Here is a 19,820-nt window from a genome sequence, read left to right on the forward strand (position 1 = left end):
GATATTATAACATTCTATCACTTCTGCAAGCCTAAAATTAACATGACAAGTTTAGTTTCACTGGAAAACGTCTCGGTCTCATTTGGTCAACGCCGCGTCCTCTCTGACGTGTCGCTTGAATTGAGCCCCGGAAAAATTTTAACGCTTCTCGGCCCTAACGGCGCGGGGAAGTCAACGCTTGTACGCGTGGTTTTAGGACTGGTAGCCCCTGATGAAGGGGTGATCAAGCGCAACGGGCAACTCCGTATCGGCTATGTCCCGCAAAAGCTCTATCTCGATACCACGCTTCCGCTGACGGTAAACCGATTTTTACGTTTACGTCCCGGCACGCAAAAAACGGATATTCTCCCGGCGCTTAAACGCGTTCAGGCCGGACATTTGATTGACGCGCCCATGCAAAAACTCTCCGGCGGCGAGACACAGCGCGTACTGCTGGCGCGTGCTCTGCTTAACAGGCCGCAGTTGCTGGTACTTGATGAGCCGACGCAAGGCGTGGATGTCAACGGCCAGGTCGCGTTATACGACCTTATCGATCAGCTGCGTCGCGAACTCGATTGCGCCGTGTTGATGGTGTCACATGATCTACATCTGGTCATGGCAAAGACGGATGAAGTGTTATGCCTGAACCATCATATTTGCTGTTCCGGCGCGCCGGAAGTGGTGTCTATGCATCCGGAATTTATCTCTATGTTTGGCCCGCGAGGCGCGGAGCAATTAGGGATTTATCGCCATCATCATAATCATCGCCACGATTTACAGGGCCGTATTGTACTGCGCCGGGGAAATGGTCACTCATGATTGAATTATTACTGCCCGGCTGGCTGGCCGGGATGATGCTGGCCTGCGCCGCTGGTCCTTTGGGCTCATTTGTGGTCTGGCGTCGGATGTCCTATTTTGGCGATACGCTGGCTCACGCGTCGCTTCTGGGCGTGGCGTTTGGCCTGTTGCTGGACGTTAACCCCTTTTATGCGGTAATCGCCGTTACGCTGCTGCTGGCCGCCGGTCTGGTATGGCTGGAGAAACGCCCTCACCTCGCGATTGATACCTTACTGGGCATTATGGCGCACAGCGCCTTATCTTTAGGACTGGTCGTGGTCAGCCTGATGTCCAACGTCCGCGTTGATTTAATGGCTTATCTGTTTGGCGATTTGCTGGCCGTCACGCCGGAAGATCTTATCTCGATCGCTATTGGGGTCGTTATTGTGCTGGCCATTCTCTTCTGGCAGTGGCGCAACTTGCTGTCAATGACTATCAGTCCGGATCTTGCCTTTGTCGATGGCGTGAAGTTACAGCGCGTGAAGCTGCTATTGATGCTGGTAACGGCGTTAACTATCGGCGTAGCGATGAAGTTTGTCGGAGCGCTGATCATTACGTCGCTGCTGATTATCCCCGCCGCAACCGCGCGTCGCTTTGCCCGTACGCCGGAACAGATGGCGGGCGTCGCCGTTGGTGTAGGTATGATAGCGGTTACAGGTGGACTGACCTTCTCAGCCTTTTATGATACCCCGGCAGGGCCATCCGTAGTGCTGTTTGCCGCGCTGCTGTTTATCTTCAGTATGATGAAAAAGCAGGCAAGCTAAGCGTGTGTTGCCCGGTGACGCTGCGCTTACCGGGCCTACAAAATCGCCCAGGTCTGATGAGCGCAGCGACTTCAGGCGCTAAGGCATCTCTGGCGGCGTGATCCCGAAATGGTTCCAGGCGCGCACCGTTGCCATACGCCCACGCGGCGTGCGCTGCAAAAAGCCTTGCTGAATCAGATACGGCTCCAGCACATCCTCAATGGTTTCACGCTCTTCGCCAATCGCCGCCGCCAGGTTATCCAGTCCCACCGGACCACCGAAGAATTTATCAATAACCGCCAGCAGCAGCTTGCGATCCATATAGTCAAACCCTTCCGCATCGACGTTCAGCATATCCAGCGCCTGCGCGGCAATTTCCGCTGAAATAGCCCCGTCATGCTTCACCTCAGCAAAATCACGCACACGTCTGAGCAGGCGGTTGGCTATACGCGGCGTACCGCGCGCCCGACGCGCCACTTCCAGCGCGCCGTCATCGCTCATTTCAAGCCCCATGTGCCTTGCGCTGCGCCCGACGATGTGCTGCAGATCGGGCACCTGGTAGAACTCCAGGCGCTGCACAATACCAAAACGGTCACGTAGCGGGGACGTTAACGACCCGGCGCGCGTCGTCGCGCCAATGAGCGTAAACGGCGGCAGATCGATTTTAATTGAACGTGCAGCCGGCCCTTCGCCAATCATAATATCCAACTGGTAATCTTCCATCGCCGGATAGAGTACCTCTTCCACCACCGGTGAAAGCCGGTGGATCTCATCAATAAACAGCACATCATGCGGTTCAAGATTGGTGAGCATAGCCGCCAGATCGCCTGCTTTTTCCAGCACCGGGCCGGACGTGGTTCGGAGGTTGACGCCCATTTCATTGGCAACGATATTCGCCAGAGTCGTTTTACCTAACCCTGGCGGGCCGAAAATCAGCAAGTGATCTAATGCGTCGCCACGCCGTTTTGCCGCCTGAATAAAGATCTCCATCTGGGAGCGCACCTGCGGTTGGCCGACATATTCCGCCAATAACTTCGGGCGAATGGCGCGATCGGCGACGTCTTCTGCGATCGTGGCGCCTGCTGAAATCAGGCGATCTGCTTCTATCATCCTTTACCTCATAGCGCGGCGCGTAACGCGTCGCGAATCAGTGTTTCACTGCTTGCGTCCGGACGGGCGATCTTACTTACCATCCGACTGGCTTCTTGCGGTTTATAACCCAGCGCCACCAGCGCAGCAACTGCTTCTTGTTCTGCATCTTCCGAGGTTGGGCTGGCCGGCGACGTCAATACCAGATCGACCGCTGGCGTAAAGAGATCGCCATGTAGCCCTTTAAAGCGGTCTTTCATTTCGACAATCAGCCTTTCGGCGGTTTTCTTGCCGATACCCGGCAGCTTCACCAGCGCACCCAGCTCTTCGCGCTCAACCGCATTCACAAACTGCTGCGCCGACATGCCGGAGAGGATCGCCAGCGCCAGCTTAGGCCCGACGCCATTCGTTTTAATTAGCTCTTTAAATAGCGTGCGCTCTTGCTTATTGTTAAATCCGTACAGCAACTGCGCATCTTCACGCACCACGAAGTGGGTGAAGACGATTGCCTCCTGCCCGGCCTCCGGCAGCTCGTAAAAGCAGGTCATAGGCATATGTACTTCATAGCCTACGCCCCCTGTCTCCAGCAGCACGATCGGGGGTTGTTTTTCGAGAATAATGCCTCTGAGTCTGCCTATCACATGACGCTCCTGCGTAAAGGGCTGAAAAGATAATGCACTATCATAAAAAAAGACTGGATGTTTATCCAGATGAAAAACACTTATCCCGATATTTCTGTACTCCGACAACCCGCGATAGTTAACGACGGGCACGCTCCCCGCTGCGTACAAAATAAGTCGTACACTCATTGACAACTTTTTGCGTCCTACGCGAATAACTTTTTGCCAACATGCCGTGGCGCAAGTTTGGTAGTCTTCAATAATGAGTATCCTGATAACACTAATACTGTATCCAGTACGAATGCCAACAGCGGAACATCGGTCCCCCCAAAAAACAGACCCGAGAATAGATTTAATAAAATTAACCACTAGCGCTGAATTTAATCGCATGTTGTTTTATCGTCGCGCACAACATATTTTAATTCACCATGACACAATAAATATTGTGCAAACTCATTTTTCATGCCATCGAAATTCACGGCTGGTATCCCTTCTGAATAACTATAATAAATATTCACATACTCTTCACTACTAAAAAGTGCCTGTCGTTTTGCTGCTAACCCACGGCCTTTTGCTGCAATATACTGGAAGCAGTGGCCGCTGGCACCACAGCTCCGCCCATCATCAACAATATATATATCGGCAGCGTTAAACAACTGTTCCAGCCAGCACTGGCGAATCGTTCCGGCCGCACAAACCAAAAATAATGATGCGCTAATCATCCACCCGGATTTTTTTACCGATGTCATAGCCAGGAAAGCCATAAAGCACGCTGCCTGCATGCACAAAACCAGTTCTTTATTCCCGGCAACCAAATGCCACTGGTTAAATACTAAGGCAATGAAAACTGAACTCAATGTTGCCAACAGTCTGGTTCTGAACCGCCTGGCAGGGAGAAGTAAAAATAATAATGAAATCGTCCCTGGCTTTAATAAAAAAACAACGGTATTAGCCTCTGCCATATCAATACTCAAACAATAACAAAAACTAATAAACAGATGAAAGATAATAGCAACAAAAATATAAGAAAAATAAAACACCCAACCTATTTTCATTGGTTTATCATCAACCACGTCGTACTCCCTGTCAATATAAGAGAGCAGATAATGAGAAATTTACCACCTTAATTCCTCCCCAGTTATATTTGCGACATTAATTCCAACAAATGAAATATTCACCATACATATTTCGATGACACTAAGGCTTGTCATTTATCTGGTATAATGCTAACTACCCTGTAGAATAAATAAAAGGAATTTATTTCAAATAATGGAATGCAGAGATGAAAAAACATTATCCTGTCCAATATGAAACCGGGGATATCGTCTTTACCTGTATAGGTGCCGCGCTTTTCGGCCAGATATCCACCGCTTCACAGTGCTGGAGCAACCATGTTGGGATTATTATTGGTCATAATGGTGATGACTATCTGGTGGCGGAAAGTCGCGTCCCCCTCTCAACCGTCACCACGCTGTCACTATTTATACAACGTTCAGCCGGACAACGTTACGCGGTTCGTCGCCTGTGCGGCGGCCTGACGGTCGAGCAGAAACTCGCCATCATGGAGCAGGTTCCCGCCCGGCTGAATAAGTTTTATCACACGGGGTTTAAATACGAGTCATCGCGCCAGTTCTGCTCGAAATTTGTGTTTGATATCTATAAAGAAGCATTGTGTATTCCGGTAGGCGATATTGAGACATTCGAAGAATTACTTCACAGCAATCCTGATGCGAAACTCACCTTCTGGAAATTCTGGTTTTTAGGTTCAATCCCGTGGGATCGTAAGACGGTGACGCCCGCCAGCCTGTGGCAACATCCCAATTTAGAATTAATTAGCGCCTGTGGAATTGAAAACCCTCAACGCGAGGCTGAGGGAGAATAATTTAGCGCAACCTTCCCCGCGCCAGATTGAGTCGGCTCTCGCTCATTTGCATCGCGTTCTGGCTAACATGGCAATGCGTAATGGCGATAGCCAGCGCATCTGCGGCGTCTGCCTGCGGGTTAGCGGGGAGCTTCAGCAACGTACGAACCATATGCTGTACCTGGCTTTTCTCCGCGCTACCAATACCGACGACAGTTTGCTTCACCTGACGCGCCGCGTATTCAAACACGGGCAGTTCCTGGTTGACCGCGGCGACAATCGCTACGCCGCGCGCCTGTCCCAGCTTGAGGGCTGAATCGGCATTCTTCGCCATAAACACTTGTTCGATAGCAAAATAGTCCGGCTGGAACTGCGTGATGATTTCCGTCACGCCTGCGTATATGAGCTTCAAACGAGACGGCAAATCATCGACTTTGGTACGAATACATCCGCTGCCCAGATAGGTCAGTTGTCTGCCTACCTGGCGGATAACGCCATAACCAGTAATACGCGAGCCGGGGTCAATACCGAGAATAATCGACACGCTATACCCCCTGCCCGCCGGCGTTTAGCAGCACCATTACAGGGTCGCCGCCACCTCATCAGAGATCTCACCGTTATGGTAGACTTCCTGAACATCGTCACAGTCTTCCAGCATATCGATAAGACGTAGCAGTTTCGGCGCGGTTTCCGCATCCATATCCGCTTTGGTTGACGGGATCATGGACACTTCGGCGCTGTCCGCTTTCAGACCCGCCGCTTCCAGCGCGTCACGCACTTTGCCCATCTCTTCCCAGGCAGTGTAAACATCAATCGCGCCATCATCATAGGTCACAACATCTTCCGCGCCAGCTTCCAGTGCGGCTTCCATGATGGTGTCTTCATCGCCTTTCTCAAAGGAGATGACCCCTTTCTTACTGAACAGGTACGCCACTGAGCCATCGGTACCCAGATTACCGCCGCACTTGCTGAAAGCATGACGCACTTCCGCTACGGTACGGTTACGGTTGTCACTCAAACACTCAATCATAATGGCCGTGCCGCCAGGACCATAACCTTCATAGATGATGGTTTCCATGTTCGAGTCTTCATCACCACCCACACCGCGAGCGATGGCACGGTTCAGAGTGTCGCGGGTCATGTTGTTGGCCAGCGCTTTATCTACAGCCGCGCGCAGACGCGGGTTGGCATCCGGATCGCCGCCGCCCAATTTAGCTGCCGTTACCAGTTCACGAATAATTTTAGTGAAGATTTTACCGCGCTTGGCATCTTGCGCAGCTTTACGATGTCTGGTGTTGGCCCATTTACTATGACCTGCCATAAATATTTCCTCAAAAAAAGCGCGCCTTTTCAGGCGACGTTAATGACAAACTCTTCAATCGCTTGCCGGTTACTCCAGGACTTGGTAAGCGCCGCCGCGTCAGGCGCATCAAGCCACTGGTACGTCAGATGTTCAGTGAATATCACCTGCCGCTCATGCGGTAACGCAAGGCAGAACCAGAATTCTGTATTGTGCATGACGCCCGGCGCATAGCGATGACGTAAATGTGAAAAAATTTCAAACTCCACCGTACGTTGGCAGTCGACTAAGGTCAGTTGCTCTGCCGCAACATCAATCGTGACCTCCTCTTTGACTTCACGCACGGCGGCCTGCAACGCGGTCTCCCCTTCTTCTATGCTGCCAGTCACTGACTGCCAAAAATCCGGGTCGTCGCGTCGCTGCAACATTAGCACCCGTTTCGTATCCTGCGCGAAAATAACCACCAGGACCGAAACGGGGCGCTTGTACACTTTATCCTTCACGCGACCTCGTTGTTGGCTGTTGGGTGACGCCGCGCATTGATGAGACTCCCCCTTGCGGGCCGCCGCGATATCACGCGAATGATGTCGTGTACATTGTTCATATCAGTTATTCTCGGCTTTCTTCACAACCGGAATCCCCAACTCCGTCAACGCTGCCTGGTTGGCGAAACTCGGCGCTTCAGTCATCAGACACGCGGCGGCGGTCGTTTTCGGGAAGGCGATAACATCACGAATATTGTCGGTGCCGGTCAACAGCATGGTCAGACGGTCCAGACCAAACGCCAGGCCCGCGTGCGGCGGCGTACCGTATTTCAACGCATCCAACAGGAAGCCGAACTTCTCGCGCTGCTCCTGCTCATTGATACCGAGAATACCAAATACGGTTTGCTGCATTTCACCGTTGTGAATACGCACCGAACCGCCACCCACTTCATAGCCGTTAATCACCATATCGTAAGCGTTAGCGACGGCTTCTTCCGGGGCAGTTTTCAGTTCAGACGCCGTCATGTCACGCGGGGCGGTGAACGGATGGTGCATCGCGGTCAGACCGCCTTCGCCGTCGTCTTCGAACATCGGGAAGTCAATCACCCACAGCGGCGCCCATTTGTCTTCGTCGGTCAGGCTCAGGTCTTTGCCCAGTTTCAGACGCAGCGCGCCCAGCGCATCGGCAACCACTTTTTTGTTATCTGCGCCGAAGAAGATCATGTCGCCGTCCTGCGCGCCGGTACGTTCAAGGATAGCCTCGACGATGTCGGCGGTCAGGAACTTGGCCACCGGACTGTTAATCCCGTCCAGACCTTTCGCGCGCTCGTTAACTTTGATATATGCCAGTCCTTTCGCGCCGTAGATCTTAACAAAGTTACCGTAATCGTCGATCTGCTTACGGCTAAGCTGTGCGCCGCCAGGCACACGCAGCGCTGCCACGCGGCCTTTCGGATCGTTAGCCGGGCCCGCGAAGACCGCGAACTCTACCGATTTCAGCAGGTCAGCGACATCTACCAGCTCCATCGGGTTACGCAGGTCTGGCTTGTCGGAACCGTAGCGACGTTCCGCTTCGGCAAACGTCATGACCGGGAAATCCCCCAGATCCACGCCTTTCACTTCCAGCCACAAATGGCGCACCAGCGCTTCCATCACTTCGCGCACCTGTGGCGCGGTCATGAAGGAGGTCTCGACGTCGATCTGAGTAAACTCCGGCTGACGGTCAGCACGTAAGTCTTCATCACGGAAGCATTTGACTATCTGATAGTAACGGTCGAAACCGGACATCATCAGGAGCTGTTTGAACAGCTGCGGCGACTGCGGCAACGCATAGAATTTACCTTTGTGTACGCGGGACGGTACCAGGTAATCGCGCGCGCCTTCCGGGGTCGCTTTGGTCAGCATCGGGGTTTCAATATCAAGGAAACCGTGATCGTCCATAAAACGACGCACCAGGCTGGTAATTTTGGCGCGAGTTTTCAGGCGCTGCGCCATTTCCGGACGACGCAAATCCAGATAGCGGTACTTGAGACGCGCCTCTTCGGTATTAACGTGGTTAGCGTCAAGCGGCAGTGAGTCTGCGCGGTTGATGATAGTGAGAGAGGACGCCAGCACTTCAATTTCGCCGGTCGCCATATCCGCATTGACGTTTTTCGCGTCACGCGCACGCACGGTGCCCGTAACCTGAATGCAGAACTCATTACGCAGTTCAGAGGCCAGCTTTAACGCGTCCGCACGATCCGGATCGAAGAACACCTGCACAATACCTTCGCGGTCGCGCATATCGATAAAGATCAGGCTGCCAAGATCACGACGACGGTTGACCCAACCACACAGAGTCACCTGCTGCCCCACGTGGGACAGACGTAGCTGTCCGCAATATTCTGTACGCATGAGATATCCCTTAACTTAGCCGCAGGCGGATTGTTGCCTGCCATGCAGGCGACGAAGTCGCAGCTTTAGCTGTATGTCACAACTGGATGAAAAAAGGCGGCTATTATACTGGAAATTCTGCCGCACGATAAGAGTCAATCCAGCATGGGAGCGATAACTTGCCCGTTTCATGCGGTATCGACACTTGGTTCATACTGACTGTACCCGGGTTTTTCACGCGGGTATTGCGTATGCTCACAAAAATTAACAATATTTGTCGCCGCTTTCCTCTTTAATCGCGCTTAAGGTGTAGTGAAATCCGCTATTTTTAGGAGAGTGATTATCATGCTGAAACTCAACGCGACCACAACCGCCCTGGTGGTTATTGATTTACAGGAAGGAATTCTTCCGTTTGCCGGCGGCCCGTATACGGCAAATGAGGTGGTCGCCCGCGCCGCGCGGCTGGCGGAAAAGTGTCGCGCCAACGGCTCGCCCGTGGTTATGGTACGCGTTGGATGGTCTGATGATTATGCCGAAGCGTTAAAACAGCCGGTGGATGCCGCAACGCCTGCGCACGCGTTGCCGGAAAACTGGTGGACCTGGCCTACGGCATTGGGTAAAAAGGACAGCGATCTGGAAGTGACTAAACGCCAGTGGGGCGCATTTTACGGCACCGACCTGGAATTACAGCTTCGCCGCCGGGGTATCGACACCATCATATTGTGCGGAATCTCAACCAATATCGGCGTCGAATCCACAGCGCGTAACGCCTGGGAGTTGGGATTTAACCTTATTATTGCCGAAGATGCCTGTAGCGCCGCCAGCAGTGAGCAGCATCAGAGCAGTATGACGCATATTTTCCCGCGCATTGGCCGGGTACGCAGCGTAGAGGATATTTTAAACGCCTTATGATCTACATTGGCTTGCCGCAATGGTCGCACCCGAAATGGGCGCGGCTCGGCATCACCAGTCTGGAAGAGTATGCCCGCCACTTTAACTGCGTGGAGGGCAACACCACGCTTTACGCGCTGCCGAAAGCGGAAATTGTCGATCGCTGGTATGCGCAAACTACGGACGATTTCCGTTTTTGCTTTAAATTTCCCGCCACCATTTCTCACCAGGCCGCTCTGCGCCATTGCGACGATCTGGTACAGGCGTTTTTTACCCGCCTGGCGCCGCTGGAAACGCGTATTGGCCAATACTGGCTGCAGTTGCCCGCCGCCTTTGGACCGCGCGATCTCCCCGCCTTATGGCAGTTTCTTGATGCGCTCCCCGCCACGTTTACCTATGGCGTAGAAGTTCGTCATCCGTGTTTTTTTGACAAGGGTGAGGATGAACAGCGGCTCAATCGCGGGTTACACGCGCGCGGCGTAAACCGCGTGATCCTGGATAGTCGTCCGGTACATGCCGCCCATCCCCACAGCGAGGCCGTCCGTGACGCGCAGCGAAAAAAACCCAAAGTCCCGGTACATGCGGTCGTGACGGCCAGCCATCCGATGGTGCGTTTTATCGGTAGCGATAATATGGCGCAAAACCGTGAGTTTTTCGCTGCCTGGTTGCAGAAACTCCCGCAGTGGCGGCAGACCACCACGCCTTTTCTGTTTTTACATACTCCGGATATCGCGCAGGCGCCGGAACTGGTGAATACGCTTTGGCATGATTTACGCAGCGTCTTACCGGAAATCGGCACTGCTCCGTCCATTCCACAGCAATCTTCTCTTTTCTGAAAATGCCCCCTATCATAGACAGTGCCATCAGCCATTTTAAAAGGGAGTTTGTATGGTAAGCGCGCTGTATGCCGTTTTGGGTGCGTTATTATTAATGAAGTTCTCTTTTAATGTCGTTCGCTTGCGAATGCAGTACCGTGTCGCCTATGGCGACGGCGGTTTTAGCGAATTGCAAAGCGCCATCCGTATTCATGGCAACGCGGTGGAATATATTCCTGTCGCGCTGGTGCTGCTGCTGTTTATGGAAATGAACGGCGCCGAAACGTGGATGGTGCATATCTGCGGCATCATTTTAATCGCCGGTCGGCTGATGCATTATTACGGTTTTCACCACCGCCTGTTCCGCTGGCGGCGGGCGGGGATGAGCGCGACCTGGTACGCATTGTTGCTGATGGTGCTGGCAAACCTGTGGTATATGCCCTGGGAGTTGGTTTTCTCCCTGTATTAGCGCACAATATGCGCCTTTATTTTTCCCGGATGTATACGTTATGTCTCACCGCGACACGCTTTTTTCTGCGCCTATCGCCCGTCTCGGCGACTGGACTTTTGATGAACGAGTAGCCGAAGTTTTCCCCGACATGATTCAGCGTTCGGTACCAGGCTACTCCAACATCATCTCCATGATCGGCATGTTAGCTGAACGCTTTGTGCAGCCGAACACGCAGGTCTACGATCTGGGCTGCTCGCTGGGTGCCGCGACGCTGTCTGTTCGGCGTAATATCCGCCATGAGCATTGTCGCATTATCGCCGTCGATAACTCCCCGGCCATGATTGAACGCTGCCGCCGTCATATTGATGCGTATAAAGCGCCTACGCCGGTTGAAGTCGTTGAAGGCGATATCCGCGATATCACTATTGAAAACGCCTCGATGGTGGTGCTGAATTTTACCCTACAATTCCTTGAACCTGCCGAACGCCAGGCATTGCTGGATAAGATTTACCTGGGGTTGAATCCCGGCGGCGCGCTGGTACTGTCGGAAAAATTTAGCTTTGAAGACGCGAAAGTGGGCGAGCTGTTATTCAACATGCACCACGATTTTAAACGCGCTAATGGGTACAGCGAACTGGAGATCAGCCAAAAGCGCAGTATGCTGGAAAACGTGATGCTCACCGACTCGGTGGAAACACATAAAGCGCGCCTGCGTCAGGCGGGTTTCGAACACAGCGAACTGTGGTTCCAGTGCTTTAACTTCGGGTCGCTTGTCGCGTTAAAAGCCGGAGTTGCCGCATGATCGAGTTTGGTAACTTTTATCAGCTCATTGCTAAAAATCATCTCTCCCACTGGCTGGAAACATTGCCCGCGCAGATTGCCGCCTGGCAACGCGAGCAGCAGCATGGCTTGTTTAAACAGTGGTCGAACGCGGTAGAATTTTTACCGGAAATTACGCCCTGGCGGCTGGATTTACTGCACAGCGTCACGGCGGAAAGCGAAACGCCGCTCAGCGAAGGTCAGCTAAAGCGTATTGATACATTGCTGCGTAATCTGATGCCGTGGCGTAAAGGCCCGTTCTCGCTTTATGGCGTAGATATTGATACCGAATGGCGCTCAGACTGGAAGTGGGATCGCGTACTGCCGCATCTGTCAGATTTAACCGGCCGGACGATCCTTGATGTCGGCTGCGGCAGCGGCTATCACCTGTGGCGGATGATTGGCGCGGGCGCACATCTGGCGGTCGGCATCGATCCTACACAGCTTTTCCTCTGCCAATTTGAGGCGGTGCGTAAACTGTTGGGTAACGATCAGCGCGCGCATCTGCTGCCGTTGGGCATTGAACAACTCCCGGCGCTGAAAGCATTTGATACCGTCTTTTCAATGGGGGTGCTTTATCACCGTCGCTCGCCGCTGGAGCATCTGTGGCAATTAAAAGATCAGTTGGTCAACGAGGGTGAGCTGGTACTGGAAACGCTGGTCGTCGACGGCGACGAAAATACTGTACTGGTGCCGGGTGACCGCTACGCGCAGATGCGTAACGTCTATTTTATTCCTTCCGCGCCGGCATTAAAAAAATGGCTGGAAAAATGCGGCTTTGTTGATGTGCGTATCGCTGACGTTTGCGTCACTACCACCGAAGAGCAGTGCCGTACCGAATGGATGGTTACCGAGTCGCTGGCCGATTTTCTTGACCCGAACGATCGCAGCAAGACGGTGGAAGGCTATCCCGCCCCGCAGCGCGCGGTGCTGATTGCGCGTAAACGGTGATGGATTGCCGAATGACCGTTACGTATAGCACCGTTTCTCCAAAATAGTTCAAGTTGCAGCAAGGCGGCAACGCAGCAAATCCCCGGGAACGTAGGTAGCTACGTGACCGGGGTGCGCGAGGCGGCCAACGCTGCTGCGGCTTGAAATATGAAGGAGAAAAAAAGCCCCTGTTGAATTGGCAGGGGCCTGGTACGAGCAAGCATCATATTGGGCGACATGATGCAACGGTAAAAATCATTTGGCCTGATGGCGAACAATGATTCCTTTCATTTCAGCGACCGCCGCACCCTCTACCCTATAGCGAGAATACTCGTCCGCCTGTATATCGGCAGACATCGATAACCCCTGATTGCGATAGCGCATCGGCGAAGGCAGTAAGACTCCGGCGGAACTGTGTACTTCCCGTACTCCGGCATCGAGGAAATTCTGCAGGTTATTTGCACGAACCCCCGCACCAGCCATAATGATTGGAGCATCCCCCTGGGCAATAAGTTCCATAATTATTGATAAACCTTGCGCCGCATCGGCTTTTTGCCCGGAAGTCAGTACTCTTGCTACGCCTGCGTCAGCCAGATTCTTTAGCGCATTGAAGGGATTAGCGCACATATCGAAGGCGCGGTGGAATGTCACCGCCAGCGGCCCGGCCGCCGTCATTATTTTTTCCATTCGCGACATATCGACATCCCCATCAACGGTCAACACGCCAGTAACCAGCCCGGGAAACCCCAACTCTCTGACGAGACGGATATCTTCCAGCATGGCGGCAAATTCGCCGTCAGTGTAGTAAAAATCTCCGCCGCGAGGACGAATAATCGGATGTACGGGAATCGTAATATGCTCGCGTACGCTGCGTAAGATGCCGAAAGAAGGCGTAAGCCCTCCTTCTTTCGGCGCGGCGCACAGTTCGATACGATCCGCGCCGTTTCGCTGCGCGGTGAGCGCGCATTCCATGCTGTAACAACAGATCTCAAGTAACGCCATATTCACTCCGCTCGGCAGGTTAATGGGCCGCCTGTTCGCTGGCGACAATCGCTTCAATCGACCATGGATGAAATTTTACCGTGACGCGGCCATCGGTCACAGCCAGCGTAGGGTTTGGCAAACGTTCATGCTCGCCCTGTGGCGAACTGGTTTTAACCACGATCCCCGGCTGACTAAGCCCCTCATCCGACAACAACGCCAGGGCCCTCGCGTTCAAGGTCTCCGGCTCGCCGGGCAGCACGATTTCAATATGCTCCCACCCTTCGTGTGGATAGCGTTTTTCTCCCGGCCACGGTAATTCAATAACAGAAAACCGCCAGTGTTCCACACATACCGGTTCATGCAGTTTAAACAGACAAATCGGCCTGCCGTTGATGATATTTTCCGACAGTAGCTCGCCGCATTGTTCAAAACCGCGACGCCAACGCTCCGCCGTCGTATTCTGGTGACAGCGCAATGAAATGTGATCGGCCTCAAGGGCGCTAATCTGCAGACCAAGGCGAGTGGAAAGTTCTCTGAACGCCAGAGTGAATCGCGGTAAATCTGCGGAAATATCATGCAGTTCATCAATGTGTTGCCAGTTCGCCATATCAGGACGCTCTTCTTGCTGTGAAAACCGCTAATTTACGCTGTTGCGCCCCGGCAACCAACCTTTGATTTGATTGGGCGTTTATTGAATGCTTATGCAGATTATTGTTGCGTATATTTCAGGCGACGCGCCGCGCGCGCAATGCTGACGCCAACGGGCATTTGCAGTATACTCCCGCCCTAATTCTTAAACTGGCGCGGGCAATACAGTCCACTTCATAAACGTAAGGTATTCCGGTGAATATTCAGGCTCTTCTCTCAGAAAAAGTTAGTCAGGCCATGATTGCTGCAGGCGCGCCTGCAGATTGCGAGCCCCAGGTTCGTCAGTCAGCCAAAGTTCAGTTCGGCGACTATCAGGCCAACGGCATGATGGCAGTTGCGAAAAAACTGGGTATGGCCCCCCGACAACTTGCAGAGCAGGTGCTGACTCATCTGGATCTCAGCGGCATCGCCAGCAAGGTTGAAATCGCCGGCCCAGGCTTTATCAATATTTTCCTCGAACCGGCTTTTCTCGCTGAACAGGTGCAACAGGCGCTGACCTCCGATCGTCTGGGCGTTTCTCAGCCGACTCGCCAGACGATTGTCGTCGACTACTCCGCGCCCAACGTCGCGAAAGAGATGCACGTTGGTCATCTACGCTCCACGATCATTGGCGATGCGGCAGTGCGCACGCTGGAGTTTCTGGGCCATCATGTTATTCGCGCTAACCACGTCGGCGACTGGGGCACCCAGTTCGGTATGCTTATCGCCTGGCTGGAAAAACAGCAGCAGGAAAACGCGGGCGACATGGCGCTGGCGGATCTCGAAGGATTTTACCGCGATGCGAAAAAACATTATGACGAAGATGAAGCGTTTGCCGAGCGCGCGCGTAACTACGTCGTCAAATTGCAGAGCGGTGATACCTATTTCCGTGAGATGTGGCGTAAGCTGGTTGATATCACGATGACGCAAAACCAGATCACCTATGATCGTCTGAACGTCACTCTGACGCGTGACGATGTGATGGGCGAAAGTCTGTATAATCCGATGCTGCCGGGCATCGTCGCCGATCTGAAAGCCAAAGGCCTGGCGGTTGAAAGCGAAGGCGCAACGGTGGTTTTCCTTGATGAGTTTAAAAACAAGGAAGGCGACCCGATGGGCGTCATTATTCAGAAGAAAGATGGCGGTTATCTGTATACCACTACCGATATCGCCTGCGCCAAATACCGTTACGAAACGCTGCACGCCGACCGCGTGCTCTACTACATTGACTCCCGTCAGCACCAGCACCTGATGCAGGCCTGGACCATTGTGCGTAAAGCCGGTTATGTGCCGGATTCCGTTCCGCTGGAACACCACATGTTCGGCATGATGTTGGGTAAAGACGGTAAACCGTTTAAAACTCGCACGGGCGGTACGGTGAAACTGGCGGACCTGCTGGATGAGGCGCTGGAGCGCGCGCGTCGTCTGGTGGCGGAGAAGAACCCGGATATGCCGGCTGACGAGCTGGAAAAACTGGCTAACGCCGTCGGTATTGGCGCGGTGAAATACGCCGATCTGTCAAAAAACCGCACCACTGACTATATCTTCGACTGGGATAATATGTTGGCTTTCGAAGGCAATACCGCACCTTATATGCAGTATGCCTATACGCGTGTGCTGTCTGTTTTCCGTAAAGCGGACATCGACGAGCAGGCGCTGGCGAGCGCGCCGGTTATCATTAGCGAAGATCGCGAAGCGCAGCTCGCTGCCCGTCTGCTGCAGTTTGAAGAAACCCTGACGGTGGTCGCGCGTGAAGGTACGCCGCACGTCATGTGCGCGTATCTGTATGACGTCGCCGGGCTGTTCTCCGGCTTCTACGAGCACTGCCCTATTCTCAGCGCCGAGAATGACGCGGTTCGCAATAGCCGCCTAAAACTGGCGCAACTGACGGCGAAGACGCTGAAACTGGGTCTGGATACGTTGGGTATCGAAACCGTAGAACGCATGTAAACGCGCCGTCGTTAACATCATCAGGCCTGACTCCGGGTAACGGACTCAGGCCTTTTTATTGCCACAGCGGTATATCTGTAACAAATCACAAGGAATGACACATTTCTATAGAGAGATGGAACATCTTTTACCTGTGCTGGCGCTGACCGCCCCGTATCATTAGGCGGCGGATTGTTCAGGTACAGGTAATGACTTTTAAAGACTTTGATGCGGAAGAGAAACTCTTCCTGAGACGTGTGATTGTGGCGTTTGGTGTAGTGGTTGTCTGCTTTGGTATCCTGATCTTCAACCTCTATAACTTGCAAATCCGCCAGCACCACTACTACACCACCCGTTCGAATGAGAACGATATCAAGATGCTACCCGTCGCGCCCACGCGCGGCATCATTTACGATCGCAACGGCATTCCGCTGGTGCGTAACGTAACCTGGTATGATATCGCGGTTACGCCCTATAAAATTGCCGATATGGATGCGCTGCTAAAACAGCTCACCCCTATTGTTGATCTCTCCCCCGACGATATCGCCGACTTTCGCCGCGCGCTAAAATCCAGTAGCCGCTATCGTCCGGTAGTGCTCAAAAACGCGCTAACGGATGTTGAAATCGCACGCTTTGCGGTCAATCAGTTTCATTTCAACGGCGTCACGATCAATAGCTATCAGGATCGGCAGTATCCTTACGGCGCGGAGCTGGCGCATGTTCTCGGTTACGTGTCAAAGATAAACGATAACGACCTTAAAGCGCTGGATAAAAAAGGGCTGGCAGAGAATTACGCGGCGGACCATAACATCGGTAAACAGGGGATTGAGCGTTACTACGAAAACGATCTTCATGGCAAAACCGGTTATCAGGAGGTCGAGGTGGATAATCACGGGCGTATTGTCCGCCTGCTGAAAGACGTTCCTCCCATCGCGGGTAAGAACATTCACCTGACGTTGGATCTCCATTTACAAGAGTACATTGAAAGTTTGCTGGCCGGGCAGCGTGCTGCCGTACTGGTTGAAGATCCGCACGATGGTTCAGTGCTGGCGATGGTATCTATGCCCAGCTACGACCCGACCCCCTTTGTAAAAGGCATTAGCTATCAGGATTACGGCAAACTGCTGCACGATAAAAATCTGCCGCTGATCAACCGCGTGACGCAAGGGCTTTATCCCCCGGCGTCAACGGTTAAACCCTATATGGCGATGTCCGCGCTGTTATGCGGGATTATTACGCCGCAAACCACCTTCTTTGGCGCGCCAACCTGGACGCTTCCCGGCACGCAGCGTCATTACCGGGACTGGAAAAAAACCGGACACGGTATGCTGGATGTCACTAAAGCGATTGAGGAATCTGCGGATACCTTTTTCTATCAGGTCGCTTATATGATGGGTATTGACCGTATCGACACGATGTTGTCTCAGTTCGGCTATGGCAAACCGACGGGTATCGACCTTAGTGAAGAGTATGACGGGCTGCTTCCCAGCCGCGCATGGAAACAGCGGGTCCATAAAAAAGCCTGGTATCAGGGCGATACCATCTCTGTCGGCATCGGCCAGGGCTACTGGATTGCCACCCCCATCCAGATGGTAAAAGCGATGGTGGCGCTCATCAACAACGGTAAGGTGATTGCCCCTCACCTGTTACTCAATGAAGAGAGCGGCAAAACGGTGGTTCCGTATCGTCCTTCAGGAACACCGGCACAGATAGCCGATCCGGCGTCGCCATACTGGGGACTGGTGCGTCAGGCGATGTACGGCATGGCGAATGCACCCAACAGAACGGGCTATAAGTTCTTTCACACCGCGCCCTACGGCATTGCGGCCAAAAGCGGCACGTCGCAGGTGTTTAGCCTGAAAGAAAATCAGACCTACAATGCGAAAATGATCCCCATTCGCCTGCGCGATCATGTGTTTTATACCGCTTTTGCACCGTATAAAAACCCTAAGGTCGCTATTGCCTTGATTCTGGAAAACGGCGGAAGCGACGGCGTTACCGCCGCGCCCATCATGCGAAAAATCCTTGACCACCTGTTTGATCCACAGGCTGATACCACACAGTCGGGTCAGGCGCCATAGTCAAATAAGCAAAGCGCCATCAGACAAGGATACGACCGGAATATCTGCATACATCAGAAATAGTTACGCAGATATTCCGTCAAACACAGCATTGCCATCGCCTGCCCGTAAGGCATAGAGGTCAACGGAATATGACGGTAAAAATCGAGATCGTGGCCCATGCCAGTGCCAAATGATGTTTGCAGCAGTTCGCCTTCCGGCGAGATATGTTTCACTATCCCCCGAATAGCTTTTTCCGCCACCTGCGCATAGTGCCGTTCGACATAGCGTTTGCGCACCGCTTTAAGAATACCGTAGGCAAAACCCGCCGTCGCCGACGCCTCAAGATAAGAGTGCGGATCGTCAAGCAGCGTATGCCACAAACCGCTTTCATCCTGACATTTCGCCAGCGCGGCGATCTGCGCATTCAGTACCTGGACCAGATAACGGCGCACGGCATTATTTTCCGGCAAGTCCAGCAGTTCAAGAAAATCCGGGATCACAATGGTCAGCCAGCTGTTGCCGCGCGCCCAGCGAGCGTTAGCGAAGTTATGATGACCGTCATAGCTCCAGCCGTGGAACCACAGCCCCGTCTCTTTATCCATCAAATTCTGCACGTGTAGCAGGAACTGATAGGTTGCCTCTTCCACATATTCCGGCCGGTTCAACAGCTTACCGATTTTCGCCAGCGGCAGCACCGTCATCATTAGCGTGTCGTCCCACATCTGCTGATGATTTTCCTCCGCCAGCGTGATGTGCTGCATTCCGCCGTGATCGGTACGGGGCATTTCATTCATCGCCCATTCGGCCCACGTTTCCAGCCACGGTAAATACGCTGGATTACGCGTCTCTTCATAGCGATACGCCAGCGTTAAAAACGGCGCCATCGTATTAACGTTTTTCGTCGTCGCGCCTTCCGCAAAACGATCGGCAAACCAGTCATCAATGATCTTACGCATCGTCTGGTCGCCGGTCTGTTGATAATAGTGATACATTCCGTACAGGCCCACGCCGTGCGTCCACTCCCATCCGGCCCAGCCTTTAGTATCGATCACGCGTCCGTCGTCCAGTCGCAATAAAAATTCGCCCGTCTCATCTTTAATATTGACCAGGTTATGCGTCACCTTTTGAATCAAGGCTTTTAGTTCATCTCTGGCGATAAAATGCTCAGGCTGACGCAATAGCGGACTGTGTTTGACTGGATAAACCATCATTTGCTTAACCTCTGTGTAATGTCGAATTCAGTGCTGCGTGCAGTTTTACCGCGGACGCAGTCGATTCGCTACAGTAAAAGCTAAGCTGGGCGGAAACCTTTTTGTTTCTGCCATTGCCAGAGCGTAAATGGCAAAAACGCAAAGAGTCCGGCAACCTACCTCACCATTTTATAAAACGGTGTTTCTATTTATTGTCTATGGAAAACCCCCAGCTAGGCTGGGGGTTCCGGAAAGCTTTCAGCTTTAAGCCAGTTATTAAAACCCCTTTTGATTTGTTAAAACATCTTGCGGTCTGGCAACTGCAAAAGTTCAAC

At 52.9% G+C, this 19,820-nt stretch carries 21 protein-coding genes; 11 read left to right on the forward strand and 10 right to left on the reverse strand.

Annotation, left to right across the window (positions count from 1 at the left end):
• The first annotated feature begins 42 nt into the window (after positions 1-42).
• On the forward strand, positions 43-798 hold the full coding sequence (gene znuC, locus J4685_RS03325) for a zinc ABC transporter ATP-binding protein ZnuC (protein ID WP_000203023.1): 756 nt from the start codon (positions 43-45) through the stop codon (positions 796-798).
• Positions 795-1,580 carry a zinc ABC transporter permease subunit ZnuB gene (znuB, locus tag J4685_RS03330; RefSeq protein WP_000571511.1) on the forward strand — a complete coding sequence of 262 codons (786 nt, stop codon included), beginning with the start codon at positions 795-797 and terminating at the stop codon, positions 1,578-1,580. The genes znuC and znuB overlap by 4 nt, the downstream gene beginning before the upstream one ends.
• Before the next feature lie 78 nt (positions 1,581-1,658).
• On the opposite strand, the gene ruvB is transcribed toward znuB, so the two are convergent.
• The 3 genes from ruvB to J4685_RS03345 form a co-directional block, all read right to left on the reverse strand.
• Positions 1,659-2,669, reverse strand: coding sequence for a Holliday junction branch migration DNA helicase RuvB (ruvB, locus tag J4685_RS03335; protein WP_000568508.1), 1,011 nt, complete (start codon positions 2,667-2,669; stop codon positions 1,659-1,661).
• 8 nt (positions 2,670-2,677) lie between these two features.
• Complete coding sequence (ruvA, locus tag J4685_RS03340) at positions 2,678-3,289, reverse strand: Holliday junction branch migration protein RuvA (protein WP_000580335.1); 612 nt, start codon at positions 3,287-3,289, stop codon at positions 2,678-2,680.
• Between the two features lie 359 nt (positions 3,290-3,648).
• Complete coding sequence (locus J4685_RS03345) at positions 3,649-4,341, reverse strand: hypothetical protein (RefSeq protein WP_000227314.1); 693 nt, start codon at positions 4,339-4,341, stop codon at positions 3,649-3,651.
• Between the two features lie 209 nt (positions 4,342-4,550).
• Here J4685_RS03345 and J4685_RS03350 point away from each other — a divergent pair, with 209 nt between their 5' ends.
• A complete protein-coding gene (locus J4685_RS03350) occupies positions 4,551-5,150 on the forward strand; it encodes a YebB family permuted papain-like enzyme (RefSeq protein WP_000716741.1) in 600 nt (199 codons plus the stop codon).
• Position 5,151: 1 nt separating this feature from the next.
• On the opposite strand, the gene ruvC is transcribed toward J4685_RS03350, so the two are convergent.
• From ruvC to aspS, 4 genes are all read right to left on the reverse strand, one after another.
• Positions 5,152-5,673: a crossover junction endodeoxyribonuclease RuvC gene (gene ruvC / locus J4685_RS03355; protein WP_000022509.1), complete on the reverse strand. Its 522-nt coding sequence runs from the start codon at positions 5,671-5,673 to the stop codon at positions 5,152-5,154.
• A 36-nt stretch (positions 5,674-5,709) separates the two neighbouring features.
• Positions 5,710-6,450, reverse strand: a complete 741-nt coding sequence (locus J4685_RS03360) for a YebC/PmpR family DNA-binding transcriptional regulator (protein ID WP_000907242.1) — start codon at positions 6,448-6,450, stop codon at positions 5,710-5,712.
• Positions 6,451-6,479: 29 nt separating this feature from the next.
• Positions 6,480-6,932, reverse strand: a complete 453-nt coding sequence (nudB, locus tag J4685_RS03365) for a dihydroneopterin triphosphate diphosphatase (protein ID WP_000653694.1) — start codon at positions 6,930-6,932, stop codon at positions 6,480-6,482.
• Between the two features lie 102 nt (positions 6,933-7,034).
• Entirely contained in the window at positions 7,035-8,807 is a 1,773-nt protein-coding gene (gene aspS, locus J4685_RS03370; protein ID WP_001258632.1) for an aspartate--tRNA ligase, read from the reverse strand.
• A 324-nt stretch (positions 8,808-9,131) separates the two neighbouring features.
• On the opposite strand from aspS, the gene J4685_RS03375 reads away from it, so the two are divergent.
• Genes J4685_RS03375 through cmoB form a run of 5 tightly spaced genes read left to right on the forward strand, consistent with a single transcriptional unit; the run spans position 9,132 to position 12,713 of the window.
• The gene (locus J4685_RS03375) at positions 9,132-9,698 is read left to right on the forward strand and encodes a hydrolase (RefSeq protein ID WP_000916144.1); all 567 of its coding nucleotides are present in this window, start codon (positions 9,132-9,134) and stop codon (positions 9,696-9,698) included.
• Entirely contained in the window at positions 9,695-10,513 is an 819-nt protein-coding gene (locus tag J4685_RS03380) for a DUF72 domain-containing protein (RefSeq protein ID WP_000639226.1), read from the forward strand. Before J4685_RS03375 ends, J4685_RS03380 begins: the two co-directional genes overlap by 4 nt.
• 52 nt (positions 10,514-10,565) lie before the next feature.
• On the forward strand, positions 10,566-10,961 hold the full coding sequence (locus J4685_RS03385) for an MAPEG family protein (RefSeq protein ID WP_000252976.1): 396 nt from the start codon (positions 10,566-10,568) through the stop codon (positions 10,959-10,961).
• 40 nt (positions 10,962-11,001) lie between these two features.
• Entirely contained in the window at positions 11,002-11,745 is a 744-nt protein-coding gene (cmoA, locus tag J4685_RS03390) for a carboxy-S-adenosyl-L-methionine synthase CmoA (RefSeq protein ID WP_000019609.1), read from the forward strand.
• Entirely contained in the window at positions 11,742-12,713 is a 972-nt protein-coding gene (gene cmoB / locus J4685_RS03395; RefSeq protein WP_000569028.1) for a tRNA 5-methoxyuridine(34)/uridine 5-oxyacetic acid(34) synthase CmoB, read from the forward strand. The genes cmoA and cmoB overlap by 4 nt, the downstream gene beginning before the upstream one ends.
• 234 nt (positions 12,714-12,947) lie before the next feature.
• Here cmoB and cutC read toward each other — a convergent pair whose 3' ends face one another.
• Both cutC and J4685_RS03405 read right to left on the reverse strand, forming a co-directional pair.
• Entirely contained in the window at positions 12,948-13,694 is a 747-nt protein-coding gene (cutC, locus tag J4685_RS03400) for a copper homeostasis protein CutC (RefSeq protein WP_001185762.1), read from the reverse strand.
• A 19-nt stretch (positions 13,695-13,713) separates the two neighbouring features.
• Positions 13,714-14,283: a VOC family protein gene (locus J4685_RS03405; protein WP_000024796.1), complete on the reverse strand. Its 570-nt coding sequence runs from the start codon at positions 14,281-14,283 to the stop codon at positions 13,714-13,716.
• A gap of 236 nt (positions 14,284-14,519) precedes the next feature.
• On the opposite strand from J4685_RS03405, the gene argS reads away from it, so the two are divergent.
• Both argS and mrdA read left to right on the forward strand, forming a co-directional pair.
• Positions 14,520-16,253 (forward strand): arginine--tRNA ligase, encoded by a 1,734-nt coding sequence (argS, locus tag J4685_RS03410; protein ID WP_001025370.1) that lies wholly within the window; start codon positions 14,520-14,522, stop codon positions 16,251-16,253.
• 188 nt (positions 16,254-16,441) lie between these two features.
• A complete protein-coding gene (gene mrdA, locus J4685_RS03415; RefSeq protein WP_000142870.1) occupies positions 16,442-18,313 on the forward strand; it encodes a penicillin-binding protein 2 in 1,872 nt (623 codons plus the stop codon).
• A gap of 53 nt (positions 18,314-18,366) precedes the next feature.
• On the opposite strand, the gene J4685_RS03420 is transcribed toward mrdA, so the two are convergent.
• The gene (locus J4685_RS03420) at positions 18,367-19,506 is read right to left on the reverse strand and encodes a glycoside hydrolase family 105 protein (protein WP_000989896.1); all 1,140 of its coding nucleotides are present in this window, start codon (positions 19,504-19,506) and stop codon (positions 18,367-18,369) included.
• A gap of 101 nt (positions 19,507-19,607) precedes the next feature.
• Between J4685_RS03420 and J4685_RS03425 the strand changes: the two genes are divergently transcribed.
• On the forward strand, positions 19,608-19,820 hold a 213-nt coding region (locus J4685_RS03425), incomplete at its 3' end, for a hypothetical protein (RefSeq protein WP_208202725.1).

Source organism: Salmonella sp. 32100201201700099SM (assembly GCF_017572645.1).
GTDB classification, from domain to species: domain Bacteria; phylum Pseudomonadota; class Gammaproteobacteria; order Enterobacterales; family Enterobacteriaceae; genus Salmonella; species Salmonella enterica.

Excerpts from the sequence above, each read along its gene's own strand:
- J4685_RS03405 (WP_000024796.1), bottom strand. The coding sequence starts at position 14,283 with ATGGCGAACTGGCAACACATTGATGAACTGCATGATATTTCCGCAGAT.
- J4685_RS03350 (WP_000716741.1), top strand. The coding sequence starts at position 4,551 with ATGAAAAAACATTATCCTGTCCAATATGAAACCGGGGATATCGTCTTT.
- J4685_RS03420 (WP_000989896.1), bottom strand. The coding sequence starts at position 19,506 with ATGATGGTTTATCCAGTCAAACACAGTCCGCTATTGCGTCAGCCTGAG.
- cmoB (WP_000569028.1), top strand. The coding sequence starts at position 11,742 with ATGATCGAGTTTGGTAACTTTTATCAGCTCATTGCTAAAAATCATCTC.
- cmoA (WP_000019609.1), top strand. The coding sequence starts at position 11,002 with ATGTCTCACCGCGACACGCTTTTTTCTGCGCCTATCGCCCGTCTCGGC.
- J4685_RS03375 (WP_000916144.1), top strand. The coding sequence starts at position 9,132 with ATGCTGAAACTCAACGCGACCACAACCGCCCTGGTGGTTATTGATTTA.
- znuB (WP_000571511.1), top strand. The coding sequence starts at position 795 with ATGATTGAATTATTACTGCCCGGCTGGCTGGCCGGGATGATGCTGGCC.
- J4685_RS03380 (WP_000639226.1), top strand. The coding sequence starts at position 9,695 with ATGATCTACATTGGCTTGCCGCAATGGTCGCACCCGAAATGGGCGCGG.
- aspS (WP_001258632.1), bottom strand. The coding sequence starts at position 8,807 with ATGCGTACAGAATATTGCGGACAGCTACGTCTGTCCCACGTGGGGCAG.
- mrdA (WP_000142870.1), top strand. The coding sequence starts at position 16,442 with ATGACTTTTAAAGACTTTGATGCGGAAGAGAAACTCTTCCTGAGACGT.
- J4685_RS03360 (WP_000907242.1), bottom strand. The coding sequence starts at position 6,450 with ATGGCAGGTCATAGTAAATGGGCCAACACCAGACATCGTAAAGCTGCG.
- ruvB (WP_000568508.1), bottom strand. The coding sequence starts at position 2,669 with ATGATAGAAGCAGATCGCCTGATTTCAGCAGGCGCCACGATCGCAGAA.
- J4685_RS03385 (WP_000252976.1), top strand. The coding sequence starts at position 10,566 with ATGGTAAGCGCGCTGTATGCCGTTTTGGGTGCGTTATTATTAATGAAG.
- cutC (WP_001185762.1), bottom strand. The coding sequence starts at position 13,694 with ATGGCGTTACTTGAGATCTGTTGTTACAGCATGGAATGCGCGCTCACC.
- znuC (WP_000203023.1), top strand. The coding sequence starts at position 43 with ATGACAAGTTTAGTTTCACTGGAAAACGTCTCGGTCTCATTTGGTCAA.